At 61.3% G+C, this 14,634-nt stretch carries 12 protein-coding genes; 6 read left to right on the plus strand and 6 right to left on the minus strand.

Features of this window, described 5'->3' with window-relative positions; translation table 11 throughout:
* Positions 1-87: 87 nt before the first annotated feature.
* The gene (locus NKJ90_RS20955; RefSeq protein WP_023757957.1) at positions 88-285 is read right to left on the minus strand and encodes a DUF2735 domain-containing protein; all 198 of its coding nucleotides are present in this window, start codon (positions 283-285) and stop codon (positions 88-90) included.
* Between the two features lie 315 nt (positions 286-600).
* On the opposite strand from NKJ90_RS20955, the gene NKJ90_RS20960 reads away from it, so the two are divergent.
* On the plus strand, positions 601-1,641 hold the full coding sequence (locus NKJ90_RS20960; protein WP_023757956.1) for a glutamine synthetase beta-grasp domain-containing protein: 1,041 nt from the start codon (positions 601-603) through the stop codon (positions 1,639-1,641).
* Positions 1,642-2,704: 1,063 nt separating this feature from the next.
* Here the strand turns inward: NKJ90_RS20960 and glnA are convergent.
* Both glnA and NKJ90_RS20970 read right to left on the minus strand, forming a co-directional pair.
* Positions 2,705-4,114: a type I glutamate--ammonia ligase gene (gene glnA / locus NKJ90_RS20965; protein WP_023757955.1), complete on the minus strand. Its 1,410-nt coding sequence runs from the start codon at positions 4,112-4,114 to the stop codon at positions 2,705-2,707.
* A gap of 61 nt (positions 4,115-4,175) precedes the next feature.
* The gene (locus NKJ90_RS20970; RefSeq protein ID WP_006205430.1) at positions 4,176-4,514 is read right to left on the minus strand and encodes a P-II family nitrogen regulator; all 339 of its coding nucleotides are present in this window, start codon (positions 4,512-4,514) and stop codon (positions 4,176-4,178) included.
* Between the two features lie 352 nt (positions 4,515-4,866).
* Between NKJ90_RS20970 and NKJ90_RS20975 the strand changes: the two genes are divergently transcribed.
* Positions 4,867-6,399 (plus strand): bifunctional ADP-dependent NAD(P)H-hydrate dehydratase/NAD(P)H-hydrate epimerase, encoded by a 1,533-nt coding sequence (locus NKJ90_RS20975; protein WP_023757954.1) that lies wholly within the window; start codon positions 4,867-4,869, stop codon positions 6,397-6,399.
* 4 nt (positions 6,400-6,403) lie between these two features.
* On the opposite strand, the gene NKJ90_RS20980 is transcribed toward NKJ90_RS20975, so the two are convergent.
* The gene (locus NKJ90_RS20980) at positions 6,404-7,936 is read right to left on the minus strand and encodes an acyl-CoA carboxylase subunit beta (protein WP_023757953.1); all 1,533 of its coding nucleotides are present in this window, start codon (positions 7,934-7,936) and stop codon (positions 6,404-6,406) included.
* 407 nt (positions 7,937-8,343) lie between these two features.
* Between NKJ90_RS20980 and NKJ90_RS20985 the strand changes: the two genes are divergently transcribed.
* Positions 8,344-9,759: a DEAD/DEAH box helicase gene (locus NKJ90_RS20985; RefSeq protein ID WP_023757951.1), complete on the plus strand. Its 1,416-nt coding sequence runs from the start codon at positions 8,344-8,346 to the stop codon at positions 9,757-9,759.
* A gap of 102 nt (positions 9,760-9,861) precedes the next feature.
* On the opposite strand, the gene NKJ90_RS20990 is transcribed toward NKJ90_RS20985, so the two are convergent.
* Positions 9,862-10,836: an alpha/beta hydrolase gene (locus NKJ90_RS20990; protein ID WP_023757950.1), complete on the minus strand. Its 975-nt coding sequence runs from the start codon at positions 10,834-10,836 to the stop codon at positions 9,862-9,864.
* Between the two features lie 80 nt (positions 10,837-10,916).
* Complete coding sequence (locus NKJ90_RS20995) at positions 10,917-11,738, minus strand: SDR family oxidoreductase (RefSeq protein ID WP_023757949.1); 822 nt, start codon at positions 11,736-11,738, stop codon at positions 10,917-10,919.
* A 227-nt stretch (positions 11,739-11,965) separates the two neighbouring features.
* Here NKJ90_RS20995 and NKJ90_RS21000 point away from each other — a divergent pair, with 227 nt between their 5' ends.
* From NKJ90_RS21000 to sseA, 3 genes are read left to right on the plus strand one after another with little or no spacing between them, the layout of a single operon-like run.
* On the plus strand, positions 11,966-13,000 hold the full coding sequence (locus NKJ90_RS21000) for a cysteine synthase A (protein WP_023757948.1): 1,035 nt from the start codon (positions 11,966-11,968) through the stop codon (positions 12,998-13,000).
* On the plus strand, positions 13,000-13,743 hold the full coding sequence (locus NKJ90_RS21005; RefSeq protein ID WP_023757947.1) for an alanyl-tRNA editing protein: 744 nt from the start codon (positions 13,000-13,002) through the stop codon (positions 13,741-13,743). The genes NKJ90_RS21000 and NKJ90_RS21005 overlap by 1 nt, the downstream gene beginning before the upstream one ends.
* 39 nt (positions 13,744-13,782) lie before the next feature.
* Positions 13,783-14,634: a 3-mercaptopyruvate sulfurtransferase gene (gene sseA / locus NKJ90_RS21010; protein ID WP_023757946.1), complete on the plus strand. Its 852-nt coding sequence runs from the start codon at positions 13,783-13,785 to the stop codon at positions 14,632-14,634.

Consider the following 14,634-nt stretch of genomic DNA (forward strand, 5'->3'; position numbering starts at 1 on the left):
CCTGTCCATGCCGTTCAACGGCTTCACTGGACGAGGTTAAGTGCTTGCAAAAGCTGCAAAATAGGCGCGTTTATGGACGGAAACTAGCTAGCTCTTGCGAGGTAGTTCGGCTTCCGCGATGGCAGCCTCATGGTACCAGGCCTCGCCATGATCGAGCGGGTGATCGCGCAAAGAGGCAAGCTCTGCCGCGAACTTAGCCTTTACGCCTAAATTTGAGGCAGTCATGCGCGATGCCACCGGGAACATCAGGATTTTTGCCGACGGACGGGCTGACGTGATCTCCATTGGCTGTCTCCTTCCTTCTGCGGACCCTTGTCGATTCATCTTTGCATGAAGGTAAGTCCTGCGAACCATTTAGGCAAGATGCCTAAGGAAAGATCAATAGTTGCCTGTTATTGATGCAGATTTTGTCTTTGGTCGATCTTGGCGCATTGCTTAGGCGGCTTGGTTGCATCTCAGATGTGAACTGGCATTTTTGACGCACCCAGCGCAGCGGAAATGGCACACGAATTGCATTTTATCGACTTGGCAGCTGGGCTGCTGGATGGCTCGGCGCGCCTGCGTCATCCAGGTTCGGTGATTAAGCAACGAGAGGCTAGAATGACGAAATACAAGCTCGAGTACATTTGGCTCGATGGATACACGCCGGTTCCCAACCTTCGCGGCAAAACGCAGATCAAGGAATTTGCCGAATTCCCGACGCTTGAGCAGCTGCCGCTATGGGGCTTTGATGGTTCCTCGACCCAGCAGGCCGAGGGGCACAGCTCCGACTGTGTGCTGAAGCCCGTCGCCGTCTATCCGGACCCCGCCCGCACCAACGGCGTGCTGGTTATGTGCGAAGTCATGATGCCCGATGGCGTCACGCCGCACGCTTCCAACAAGCGCGCCACCATCCTCGACGACGAGGGCGCCTGGTTCGGCTTCGAGCAGGAGTATTTCTTCTACAAGGATGGCCGCCCGCTCGGCTTCCCCGAGAGCGGCTATCCCGCACCGCAGGGCCCGTACTACACCGGCGTCGGTTATTCCAATGTCGGCTCCGTCGCGCGCCAGATCGTCGAGGAACATCTCGACCTCTGCCTCGCCGCCGGCATCAACCATGAAGGCATCAACGCCGAAGTGGCCAAGGGCCAGTGGGAATTCCAGATTTTCGGCAAGGGCTCCAAGAAAGCCGCCGATCAGATGTGGATGGCTCGCTATTTGATGCAGCGCCTGACCGAGAAATACGGCATCGACATCGAATACCATTGCAAGCCGCTCGGCGACACCGACTGGAACGGCTCGGGCATGCACGCCAACTTCTCGACGGCCTATATGCGCGAAGTCGGCGGCAAGGCCTATTTCGAAGCGCTGATGGCGGCTTTCGACAAGAACCTGATGGACCACATCGCCGTTTACGGACCGGACAACGACAAGCGCTTGACCGGCAAGCATGAGACCGCGCCGTGGAACAGATTCAGCTATGGCATAGCCGATCGCGGCGCCTCGATCCGCGTGCCGCATTCCTTCATCAACAACGACTACAAGGGCTATCTGGAAGACCGCCGCCCGAACTCCCAGGGCGACCCCTACCAGATCGCCTCGCAGATCCTGAAGACGATCGCCTCGGTGCCGGCAAGCGCCCAGGTCTCGGCCGCGGCTTGAGCCTTCGTCACGGCGGAAACCTGCCGTGACCGTCTCAGGCCCATCCTACGGTCTTCCCAAGCAAGAACCCCGGCGAAAGCTGGGGTTCTTTTTGTAATGGAACTTTGGCGCGCCGCTCGCTCTACCGAAAGGCCTGAAGCGCGGCCTTCACATTGTCACAGAAATCGAAGCACCATTTTCTGGCGTAGTCCGGATCTATTCCCACCAGGCTGGCCTGCTCGAATGCATTCCTCTGGGGCGGATCGTTGTGCCCGCCGGCTGAGCCGCGCAGTATTGCTTGCCATGAGGTTTGCTGTCCGGGCGGCGGCTTGCCGCTGCGATCCAGAATGCAGCGTGCGTCCGGCCCGCACGCAAGAACCCCAGCCAAGGACCCGGGTTCTTTTCCCATTAACCGGCAGATCGCATCCCGGCCGGAACATACCCAGAAAAAGTCAGGCAATTCGGGCGATCGCAATCCCTGCGACGTTCCGGTCGCCGACTTGGCAGTTCCGGCGATTACCTGTCAAAAAAGCCCGGAAAACAGCGCTTTCCAGCACTTATTTGTGGCAAAGACCCTCCCATAAGCACCTGTTCACGTTGCGAAATCGGCTATCCGCAGCCCTCATGGCGGCGTTGACAGGTTGCAGCGCAGCATGCGAATTCGCAGTTCTTGGGGTTACGTCACGCAATGCTGTTCGGACGGGCGGGGTTTTCTTGAACGGCGGCATTGGCGGGGGGCGCCGGACGAGCGGTCACTGTAGCCTGAGACAGTGCGCCGCTCGCTCCTGGCTCCATGTTCGGGCTCGAACAGTGATCCGCTTGTCACTCACCAGATCTTGCTGACCTGAGACGGCGTCACCGGATTGACGTGCCGTGCTTGCCGATGGATCCAGCGCCCGTGGACCACGGCACACACACGATCGTCAAAAAACAAAACGCAAAAAGCGTTGCCCATCTGCAGCGGGCGACAGCGAGAGCGGGCCGACGGCAGGCACGACTATCGGAGTGCAGCAAAGAGCCCTTGAAAGAGAAAATCTTTCAAGGGCTTGAACATTACGCTGAACCTTTAGTCTGAGAGTCAATCTCAGACGGAGTAGTACATGTCGTATTCGACCGGATGCGGGGTCATTTCGAAGCGCATCACCTCGGCCATCTTCAGCTCGATGTAGCTGTCGATCTGGTCGTCGTCGAAGACGCCGCCGGCCTTCAGGAAGCCGCGGTCCTTGTCGAGGCTCTGCAGCGCTTCACGCAGCGAACCGCAGACGGTCGGGATCTTCTTCAACTCCTTCGGCGGCAGGTCGTAAAGGTCCTTGTCCATCGGTTGGCCGGGATGGATCTTGTTCTTGATGCCATCGAGCCCGGCCATCAGCATGGCGGCGAAAGCGAGGTAGGGGTTCGCGCCTGGATCGGGGAAACGGACCTCGACGCGCTTGGACTTGGGCGACGAGCCGAACGGGATGCGGCAGGAGGCCGAGCGATTGCGCGCCGAATAGGCGAGCAGCACCGGCGCTTCATAACCCGGAACCAGGCGCTTGTAGGAGTTGGTCAGCGGATTGGTGAAGGCGTTGATCGCCTTGGCGTGCTTGATGATGCCGCCGATGTAGAACAGGCAGCTCTCCGAAAGGCCGGCATATTCGTTGCCGGCGAAGGTCGGCTTGCCGCCCTTCCAGATCGACTGGTGGACGTGCATGCCCGAGCCGTTGTCGCCGAAGATCGGCTTCGGCATGAAGGTGGCCGTCTTGCCATAGGCGTTGGCGACCTGGTGCACGACATATTTGTAGATCAGCATCTTGTCGGCGTTGCGGACCAGCGTGTCGAACTTGATGCCGAGTTCGTGTTGCGCAGCCGCCACCTCATGGTGGTGCTTTTCGACGCGAACGCCCATCTCGGCCAGCACGGTCAGCATCTCGGAACGCATGTCCTGCGCGCTGTCGATCGGCGGCACCGGGAAATAACCGCCCTTGATGCGCGGACGGTGGCCGAGATTGCCGGTCTCGTAGTCGGTGTCGTCATTCGACGGCAGTTCGGTCGAGTCGAGCTTGAAACCGGTGTTGTACGGGTCGGCCTTGTACTTCACGTCGTCGAACACGAAGAACTCGGCTTCCGGGCCGACATAAATGGTGTCGCCGATGCCTTCCGATTTCATGTAGGCCTCGGCCTTCTTGGCCGTACCGCGCGGATCGCGGTTGTAGGATTCACCCGAAACCGGATCGAGGATGTCACACAGGATGACCATGGTCGACTGGGCGAAGAACGGGTCCATGTGGACGGTGTCCGGATCAGGCATCAGCACCATGTCGGACTCGTTGATGGCCTTCCAGCCGGCAATCGACGATCCGTCGAACATGACGCCATCGGCGAACATGTCTTCCTCGACCTCGATGACATCCATCGTCACGTGTTGCAGCTTGCCCTTCGGGTCTGTGAAGCGCAGGTCGACGAATTTTACGTCGTTGTCCTTGATCTGCTTCATGATGTCTTTGGCTGTCGTCATGTCATGTATCCCTGTGTGATGACGTTTTTTTATGATGACGTTAGGAGAATGCCGGGTCGGGTCAGACCGCGTCCATGCCTGTTTCGCCGGTACGGATTCGCACGACTTCCTCGATATTGGAAACGAAGATTTTGCCGTCGCCAATACGGCCGGTCTGGGCGGCCTTGCGGATGGCCTCGATCGCGCCTTCGACCGCATCGTCGCCAAGCACCACCTCGATTTTCACCTTGGGCAGGAAATCGACGACATATTCGGCGCCGCGGTAGAGCTCGGTATGACCCTTCTGACGACCGAAGCCCTTTGCCTCGGTAACAGTAATGCCCTGCAGTCCGGCCTCCTGAAGCGCTTCCTTCACTTCGTCCAGCTTGAATGGCTTGATGATCGCTTCGATCTTTTTCATGTAAAAAGTGGCCTCCACTGCCAAAAAAAACGGGTTGTGAACCCCCCGCTTGCGCTTCGATCTAGCACGAACTGTGCCAATTGGACGGATTCGAAGCAGTATCACACGATTTCAAAGTCGCACCGCACCTGGATACAAATTCACGTCATTCCCTGTACCGGAAGCGGCACGGGCTGCCGGAGACTACACGGCAACGCCAACTGCATCTGCCCAAAAACTAGGCATATCGCCTATCCTTCAGGCAATCCTGTGCCTTCGTGCCAACAATGTGGCCGCAGATCTCGGCAACTCCCCCTTGTTTGCTTCGGATCGAAAATTGGACAATGCTTGATCGAATGCGGATCGGCAATCCATGAGCAACGAACTTCTTGTTCCTTCAGAAATGAACGAGGCAGATCGGCTGACGGTTGCCGCTGGTCCCGCCGACGGTATCGGCCTGATGCGCAGAGCCGGCCAGGCGGTCGCGGCCGAGGTTCTCAAGCGCTATCCCTCGGCGACGCATGTCCATGTGCTGTGCGGCCCAGGCAACAATGGCGGTGATGGCTACGTCGTCGCGCGTATCCTGGCCGGCAGCGGTGTGCGCACCACAATCTGGGCATCCGGAGCGCCGAGGCCGGAAAGCGATGCGGCGCAAGCCGCCGCGCAATGCCCGATCAAGCCGCGGCCGCTCTCTGGATTTGATGCCGAGACCGGCTCGATCGTGGTCGACGCGCTCTTTGGGGCAGGGCTGTCCAAGCCGCCGTCCGGCGACGCAGCGAAGGCCATCGACACCGCTACCGCCCTGGGCTTGCCTGTGATCGCAGTCGATCTGCCGTCTGGCGTCTCGGGAGCCAGCGGCGAAATATTGGGCACGGCGTTTCGCGCCGAGATCACAGTCACCTTCGCGCGGAAAAAGCCTGGCCACCTGCTGCTCCCGGGACGCGGACAATGCGGTGAAATCGTGCTTGCCGATATCGGCATCGGCGACGACATCATCGCCCAACTCGCTGTCTCGACTTTCGAGAATGTGCCAAACCTGTGGTTGCAGGAATTTCCCGTGCCGGCGGTCGACGCCCACAAATACAAGCGCGGCCATGTCGGCGTCTTTTCCGGTGGCCCCAGCGCCACGGGCGCCGCGCGGCTGTCGGCGCTCGCCGCGGCGAGAAGCGGAGCAGGGGCGGTCACCGTGCTGTCGCCAGCCAATGCCATGCAGGTCAATGCGACACACCTGACCTCCATCATGCTGCGGCAAGCGGGCTCGCTCGGAGAGGTGCAGGAATTCCTGATGGCGCGCCATCCCGAAGCACTGGTGTTCGGACCGGGGCTCGGCCCAAAACCCAAGGTCGGCGATTTTGCCCTGCAACTGATCAAGGCTTTGGCGGATGGTGCGCGCGCATCGGCGACCGCAAGCCACGCAGATGCGATCGTCCTGGATGCCGACGCCATCACGTCGCTGGCTCACCAGCCCCAGGCACTGTTCGAAGTCGCCCGTCAGCCGAACGCGCCGGCATTGGTGATAACGCCGCATGAGGGTGAATTCGGCCGATTGTTTCCTGACATCGCCGGCGTCATGACCCTGTCGAAACTGGCCAAGGCGCGAGCGGCCGCAGCACGGGCCAATGCCGTCATCGTCTACAAGGGCGCTGACACGGTGATTGCTGCTCCCGATGGCAGGGCAGCGATCAATTCCAACGGCGCTCCATGGCTGGCCACTGCCGGGTCAGGCGACGTGTTGTCCGGCATCATTGCCGGTCTCCTGGCGCAAGCCATGCCGCCCTTCGAGGGGACTTGCGCTGCGGTGTGGCTGCATGCCGAAGCCGGCAGCCGTTTCGGACCCGGTCTGATCGCCGAGGATCTGCCGCTAGCGCTGGTGCCGGTGCTGCGCGAACTCTTCGAAGCGCGGTAGTTACTCACAGCGGAATGTTGTCGTGCTTCTTCCAGGGGTTCTGCATGTCCTTGTTGCGCAGCATGCGCAGCGCCCGTGCGATGCGGCGGCGGGTCGAGTGCGGCATGATCACCTCGTCGACATAGCCGCGCTCGGCGGCGACGAAAGGCGACAGGAAGCGATCCTCGTAAGTCTTTGTATGCGCTGCGATCTTTTCGGCATCGCCGATGTCCTTGCGATAGATGATCTCGACCGCGCCCCGTGCACCCATCACCGCGATCTGCGCCGTCGGCCAGGCATAGTTCATGTCGCCGCGCAGATGCTTTGACGCCATCACGTCATAGGCGCCACCATAGGCTTTTCTGGTGATGACGGTGATCTTCGGCACGGTGGCCTCGGCATAGGCGAAGAGAAGCTTGGCGCCATGCTTGATTAGCCCGCCATACTCCTGCGCCGTGCCGGGCAGGAAGCCGGGCACGTCGACGAAGGTGACGATCGGGATCGAAAAACAATCGCAGAAGCGCACGAAGCGCGCGGCCTTGCGGCTGGCATCGGAATCGAGCACGCCGGCCAGCACCATCGGCTGGTTGGCGACGAAGCCGACCGTGCGGCCCTCGATACGGCCGAGACCGGTGACGATGTTTTTCGCGAAATTCTGCTGGATCTCGAAGAAGTCGCCTTCATCGGCGACTTTCAGGATCAGTTCCTTGATGTCGTAGGGCTTGTTGGTGTTGTCGGGGATCAGCCGGTCGAGCGACAAATCATGGTCGGTCACCGACTGATAGCATTCGATTTCGGGAAGCTCCGATGTGTTGGAGGCCGGCAGCAGGTCGATCAGCCGGCGCATCTGCAGCAGCGCCTCGACGTCATTGTCGTAGGCGCCGTCGGCGATCGAGGATTTCGTCGTGTGGACAGAGGCGCCGCCGAGACTCTCGGCCGTCACCGTCTCGTTGGTGACGGTCTTCACCACATCCGGCCCGGTGACGAACATGTAGGAGGTGTCGCGCACCATGAAGATGAAGTCGGTCATGGCAGGCGAATAGACGTCGCCACCGGCGCATGGGCCCATGATGACGGAGATCTGCGGAATGACGCCGGAAGCGAGCACATTGCGTTGAAAGATCTCGGCATAGCCGCCGAGTGCCGCCACGCCTTCCTGGATGCGCGCGCCGCCGGCATCGTATAGCCCGATGATCGGCGCGCGGTTGCGCAGCGCCATCTCCTGCACCTTGATGACTTTCTCGGCATGGGCTTCCGACAGCGAGCCGCCGAACACGGTAAAATCCTTGGCGAAGAGGTAAACCGGGCGGCCGTTGACGGTGCCCCAGCCGGTGACCACGCCGTCGCCGGCGATCTTGGTCTTTTCCATGCCGAAATCGGTCGAACGATGCTCGACATACATGTCGAATTCCTCGAACGAGCCCTCGTCGAGAAAAACCTCGATGCGTTCGCGCGCGGTGAGCTTGCCCTTCTTGTGCTGGGCATCGATGCGCGCCTGGCCGCCACCCATGCGAGCGATCTCGCGCCGGCGCTCGAGTTCCTTCAGCACGTCCTTCATCGATCACCTCCCAGGCCAGCGGCATTTCGTGGTAATCGTGCCTGCAGGCGAGCGCAAGCGCCGCTTGCGCCGTGGGTTTTGTTGCACTGCAGCATGACGCCCCTTGCATTTGACAGCGAACTGGGCCATATGCGCCGACATAGGCGCTTGGGCCGGGACAATCCGGCCTTCTCGACGAATGAGACTGGTTGCGTCTGTTTTCCCTCTTTCCGGTATATCGGCCCCTCTTTCCGGTACATCACAAAGTGGCGAAAAAGCCCCGTGGCATGATGCCTGCGGGCACGACAGCGCAGCCGCGCGGACGGAAACGTCCGCCGCCTTGTCGTTCCATGACAATTTGTTCGACGGCAGGTTGCGCCCTGCCGCCATCGATGTTTGCGGCCAGAGCCGCGTGAAAGAAGATTATTTTGACCAACGAAAACACTTTGCCCGGTAGCAACACTGCGGAACTTACCGGTTTCGCCGCACTGGGTATTTCGGGTGCGCTGCTCAAGGCCACCCATAACGCCGGTTTCACCGAACCGAAGCCGATCCAGGCGCAGGCGATCCCGCCGCAGATGGAAGGCCGCGACATTTTCGGCATCGCCCAGACCGGCTCCGGCAAGACCGCAGCCTTCGCGCTGCCGATCCTGTCGAAGATCATTGCACTTGGCACCAAGCGCCGGCCTAAGACGGCGCGTGCGCTGATTCTGGCACCAACGCGCGAACTCGCCGTGCAGATCGAGGATACGATCAAGATCCTCGCCAAGGGCGCGCATGTCTCGACCGCGCTCGTGCTGGGCGGCGTCTCCCGCTTCAGCCAGGTGAAGAAGGTTGCGCCCGGCGTCGACATCCTGATCGCAACGCCCGGCCGGTTGACCGATCTGGTGCGTGAAGGCGACCTCATGCTTGCCGACACCAAATGGCTGGTGCTCGACGAAGGCGACCGCATGCTCGACATGGGCTTCATCAATGACGTCAAGCGCATCGCCAAGGCGACCGCGCCCGACCGTCAGACGGTGCTGTTCTCGGCGACCATGCCCAATGAGATCGCCGAACTGGCGAAGGGCCTGCTGAAAAACCCGATCCGTGTCGAAGTCGCGCCGCAAAGCACGGCAGCGGCCGAAATCGTGCAAGGCGTCGTCTTTGCCCGTACCAAGCAGAAGCGCCAGGTGCTGTCGACGATGCTCGCCGACGAGGCGATGAAGTCCGTCATTATCTTTTCGCGCACCAAGCATGGTGCCGACAGGGTGACGAAGGACCTCGAGCGCGACGGCTTCAAGGCCGCCGTCATCCACGGCAACAAGTCGCAGAATGCCCGCCAGAAGGCGCTCAACGATTTCCGCGAGGGTTCGGTGCGCATTCTGGTGGCGACCGACATCGCTGCGCGCGGCATCGACGTGCCCGGCATCAGCCATGTCGTGAATTTCGACCTGCCGGACGAAGCGGAAAGCTATGTCCACCGCATCGGCCGTACCGGCCGCAACGGCATGGACGGCATTGCGATTACGCTTTGCGATCCTTCCGAGAACAGCAAGCTGCGCCAGGTCGAGCGCATCATCCGCACCAAACTGCCGATCGTTGCCGACCATCTCGGCAGCCCCGATCCGCTGCGCAATCCGGCTGAAAAGAACGAACGATTCGAGCCGGCCAACGACCGCAATGGTCGTCGCGACGGCAGGCGGCCCGGTGGCGAGAACAAAGGCAACGGTTTTGGCAAAAAGCGCTTCGGCGACAAGCCGGCCTTCGCCGGCGAGCGCAAGCCGGAAGGCGCCAAGCCGGCCTTTAAAGGCAACAACAAGCGCCGCTTCGGCGGCAAGCGTCCGGCGGCGCGGGCTGCGTAAGCCAGGCCGCGTTTTAATCAGTCAAGCGTAGCCTGGCTGATTGCCGAGACCGACCGGGAAAGGGCGGCTGAAGCGATGCTTCGGTCGCCCTTTTTCGTAAGCTTACTTCACCACCGCCTCGATCCAGACGGCGATCCTTTGCGCCAGAAAGGTCGTGGTCGATGGCGAAAGCGCGTCGCCGGCGATAACGTGATTGTTTATGTCGCCCGTATCATCGACCGGGACCAGTTCACACGGAGCGCCCCAGCGCCCGGCGATCTCGCGGGTGCGGTCGGGCCGCACCACTTTGTCCGAATCCGAAAAGATGAACAAAGCGGGGATGGTCGCCTTTTCCACCGGGGCGCCATAGGCAAGCTCGGTCAGCGCCTGCATCGGCAAGGTCGCTTCGATCGGGTAGCGGGTGGTCCAGAATTTTTCATGCAGCGCGTTGCGCGGCAAAAAGCTGTGTTCCTTGCCGGCGACCAGCCTGGCGATCTGTTTTCCCCATGGCATGGTCAGTATCTCGGCGCCGGACGCCTTCACGCCGAAGTTTGGCGAGATGAACGCGATCGCGGCAACCCCGTCCGATGCGCCCGGCTGCGTTGCCGCCCATGTCGCCAGCGAGCCGCCGGTCGAGGTCGAGATGACGATCACCTTGTCGCCGATCGCCCGGCCGATGGCGAGCGCCTCCTCATAATCGTTGACCCAGGCATTGATGCTGCCTTGCGTCATCGCCGCGCCATCCTGCCCGTGTCCGGTAAGGCGGGTGTAGAACAGGTTGGCGTCGAGCTGGTCGGCCACTTCATCGGGCAGCGGGCGGACCTCGCCCTTCGATGCGGAAAAGCCGTGGATATAGACGATCGACAGCGGCGTCCTGGCATGCACCATCGGATTGGCCCAGACGATCTCTTTCTCCAGCCCGTCGCGGATTCCCGGTGTGGCGGCTTCCACCTTTGCCACATAGGCCTGCGGATCGTCGCCGATGACCAAGGGATCGAAACGAATCGTGGTGTCGACGGGAACGCGCGGACCGAGCACGAAGGCCAGTGCGAGAATGGCGACAAGGCCCAGCACAGCAAGCACGATCCGTCGCCCCATCTCTGGCTCCACGCAACAATCTCTCAACCCATGGCTGTCACCCGCCCGAAGCGGGTGCTTGCCAACTTCGAACGGCTTACCTATTCGATTGGCGGCTTGCGGTCGTAATGCAGCGGCCGCGCCTTCCAACTGGTCATCAGGCTGATAAACCCTCTGCAAAGCGGCCTCGGCAACACGCTAAGCAGTTTCAGGGGCCAGCTTGTCCGGCGCGGGAAGGTGACTTCGAAACCGCCGGACTTGATGCCCCGCGCCATGCGGCGCGACGCGCGGCTGACCGGCATCAGTCCCGGCATCGGCAGCATGTTCTTCTCGGTCAGCGGGGTATCGATGAAGCCAGGATTGAACACCTGGATGCGCACGTTCATCTTGTCGAAATCATACTTCAGCGATTCGGCCAGGATGTTGATTGCCGCCTTGGTGCCGCCATAGGCGGCCGTTGTCGGCCAACCGAAATAGGACGTGACGGAGCCGACCAGTACGACATGGCCGCGCGCCCGCACGCGCATGCGTTCGATGACAGGCACCAGGCCATTGATGATGCCGAAATAGTTGACCTCAAAGGACCGGCGAAAGTCGTTGACGACAAGATTTTCACCCGGCGTCGAAATGTAGTTTCCGGCATTGAAGATGGCGAGCACGATGGGACCGAGCTCCTTCTCGATCGCGGCGACGGTTCTTGCCATGCGCGGTTCGTCGGTGACGTCGCAGGGAAAGGCGGTCACACTGCCCGGCATCTGCGCCGTCTCGACGACAAGCGTGTCGATCGGATCGTCGTCGAGCGCCGTCACCGCCACGGCATAACCCTGGGAAGCAAGATCCCTGGCCAGCGAACGGCCGATACCGCTGCTGCCGCCCGTGATCCAGGCGACGCCGTGCTTCGGGTTGGCCCGGTAAAGTGTCATGCTGCGCCCTGTCGACTTGTTGGTGCTTTGCTCTAGCGATGAAGAAATCGAATGAAAAGCTGCTTTTCAACGTCAACCGGAAAATGAACAGTGGCGATAGAGGCTGGTCTTGGAAAGCGTCGACGCAACAACAGTACCGCAATTGCGACTGGACCAGACACATTCTTGCCTTGAAACCGAGGCCTCGGGTTTCTAGGGTTTCGGCGCACCTACACAAGGAATCCTGAATGCTCCGTTCTGTGATCGACGCGATCGGCAACACGCCTCTGATCCGCCTCAACAAGGCTTCTGAACAAACAGGCTGCGAGATCCTGGGCAAGGCCGAATTCATGAATCCGGGCCAGTCGGTCAAGGATCGCGCGGGCCTGTTCATCATCCGCGACGCCGAGCAGCGCGGGCTGCTGAAGCCCGGCGGCGTCATCGTCGAGGGAACGGCCGGCAACACCGGCATCGGACTGACGCTGGTTGCCAAGGCGCTCGGCTACCGCACCGTCATCGTCATTCCCGACACGCAGAGCCAGGAAAAGAAAGACACGATCAAACTGCTCGGCGCCGAGCTGATCGAAGTGCCCGCGGTGCCGTACAAGAACCCCAACAACTATGTGAAGCTGTCCGGCCGCTTGGCAGAGCAGATGGCGCGGACGGAACCGAATGGCGCCATCTGGGCAAACCAGTTCGACAATGTGGCGAATCGCGACGGCCATATCCGCACCACGGCCGAGGAAATCTGGAACCAGACCGGCGGCAAGGTCGACGGCTTTGTCTCGGCGGTCGGCTCGGGCGGAACGCTGGCCGGCGTCGCCTTCGGGCTAAGGGCGAAAAGCAAGGACGTGAAGATCGCGCTCGCCGATCCGCTGGGCGCCGCGCTCTACTCCTTTTATACCAGCGGCGAGCTGAAGGCCGAAGGCAGCTCGATCACCGAAGGCATCGGGCAGGGGCGCATCACCGCCAATCTCGAAGGGTTCACGCCGGATTTTTCCTTCCAGATCCCTGACGAGGATGCGCTGCCGATCGTCTTCGACCTGATCCAGGAAGAAGGTCTCTGCGTCGGCGGCTCGACCGGCATCAACATTGCCGGCGCGATCCGTCTGGCGCGCGAACTTGGCCCCGGCCACACGATCGTGACCATTCTTTGCGACTACGGCTCACGCTACCAGTCGAAGCTGTTCAACCCGGAATTCCTGCGCGAGAAGCAGCTGCCGGTGCCGGGCTGGATGGAGCTGAAGAGCAAGATTTCGGTGCCGTTCGAAAAGGTCGCGTGATGGCGCACAAGACGGACGCGCTGTTTCGCGACGACGCCTATCTGCGCAGGGCGGATGCAACGGTCGTTGCCGTCAACGATCGCGGCGCGATCATTCTCGATCGCTCGATCTTCTACGCCACATCGGGCGGCCAACCGGGCGATACCGGTCATATCGAGCGCGGCGACGGCAGCCGCATCGCCATCGCCGCCGCAATTACCGGCGAGACCAAGGACGAGATCATCCATGTGCCGGCGCCGGAGCAAGTGGCGCCACGGATCGGCGAGAAGGTGAGGCTGGCGATCGACTGGGACCGGCGGCATCTTTTGATGCGTATGCATTCGGCCTGCCATCTGCTCTCGGTCGTCTGTCCGTTTCCGATTACGGGTGCCGCGGTTTCCGAGGATGACAGCCGTGTCGACTTCGACATGCCGGATGCCAGCTTCTCCAAGGAGGAGGTGACAGCGAGCCTGATGGACCTGGTGCGGGCCGACCACCCGATCTTCACCAGGTTGATCAGCGACGAGGACTTGGCCGCAAATCCTGGCCTGGTCAAATCCAAGAACGTCCGGCCCCCGGTCGGCACCGGCAATATCCGTCTCGTGTGCATCGGCGATAACGCTTCGGTGGACAGCCAACCCTGCGGCGGCACCCATGTGAAGAGCACGGGCGAAGTCGGTGAAATCCACATCGGCAAGATCGAGAAGAAAGGCCGCGAAAACAGGCGTTTCCGCATCCGCTTCGGTCCGATGCCGGCGAACTGATATGCTAGCCGTTCGCGAGGCGAAACAAGGAGGATAAAGATGGCCGAGGACAGCCCTTTCACCGTCGATGCGGACTGGCTGCAACAACGTCTCGGCGAGCCGGGCCTGACGATTGTCGATGCGTCCTGGTATCTACCAGCGCAAAAGCGCGATGCGCGCCGCGAATACGATGCGGCGCACATTCCGGGCGCGCGGTTCCTGGATCAGGACGCGGTTTCCGACCCGGACTCGCCACTGCCGCACATGTTGCCGTCGCCGCAGGACTTCGCCCAGTATGTCGGCGCCATGGGCGTTTCGGCGGACGACACCATCGTCGTCTATGACGGCCCGGGTTTCTTCTCCGCGCCTCGGGCATGGTGGATGTTCCGGGTAATGGGCGTCTTCCAGACCTATATTCTGGACGGCGGCTTCGATGGGTGGAAGGCGGCCGGCCGACCGGTGACGGCCGAACCGACGAAGATCGCGCCATGCGTGTTCCATGCCGATTTCGACGCCGGTCGCGTCGCCAGCCTCGCCGACATGCGCCGGATCGTCGACACTGGAGAAAGCCAAATCGCCGACGCCCGTGGGGCGGGCCGCTTCACTGGTGCGGAGCCTGAACCGCGCGCTGGCATCCGCTCCGGTCATATGCCTGGCGCGCGAAATTTGCCCTATTCGGCGCTGTCGGAAAATGGCGAGCTGTTGTCGAAGGACCGGCTGCGCAAGGTGATAGAGCAGGCCGGCATCGATCTGTCGAAACCTGTCGTCACCTCATGCGGCTCCGGTATTACAGCAGCGGTGGTGACGCTGGCGCTGGAAACACTTGGCCATACCGACAACAGGCTTTACGACGGCTCATGGACGGAGTGGGGTGGGCTTTCCGACACGCCCGTCGTGACCGGCAAGGAATGA

The organism is Mesorhizobium sp. M0051 (assembly GCF_040323235.1).
Lineage (GTDB): Bacteria > Pseudomonadota > Alphaproteobacteria > Rhizobiales > Rhizobiaceae > Mesorhizobium.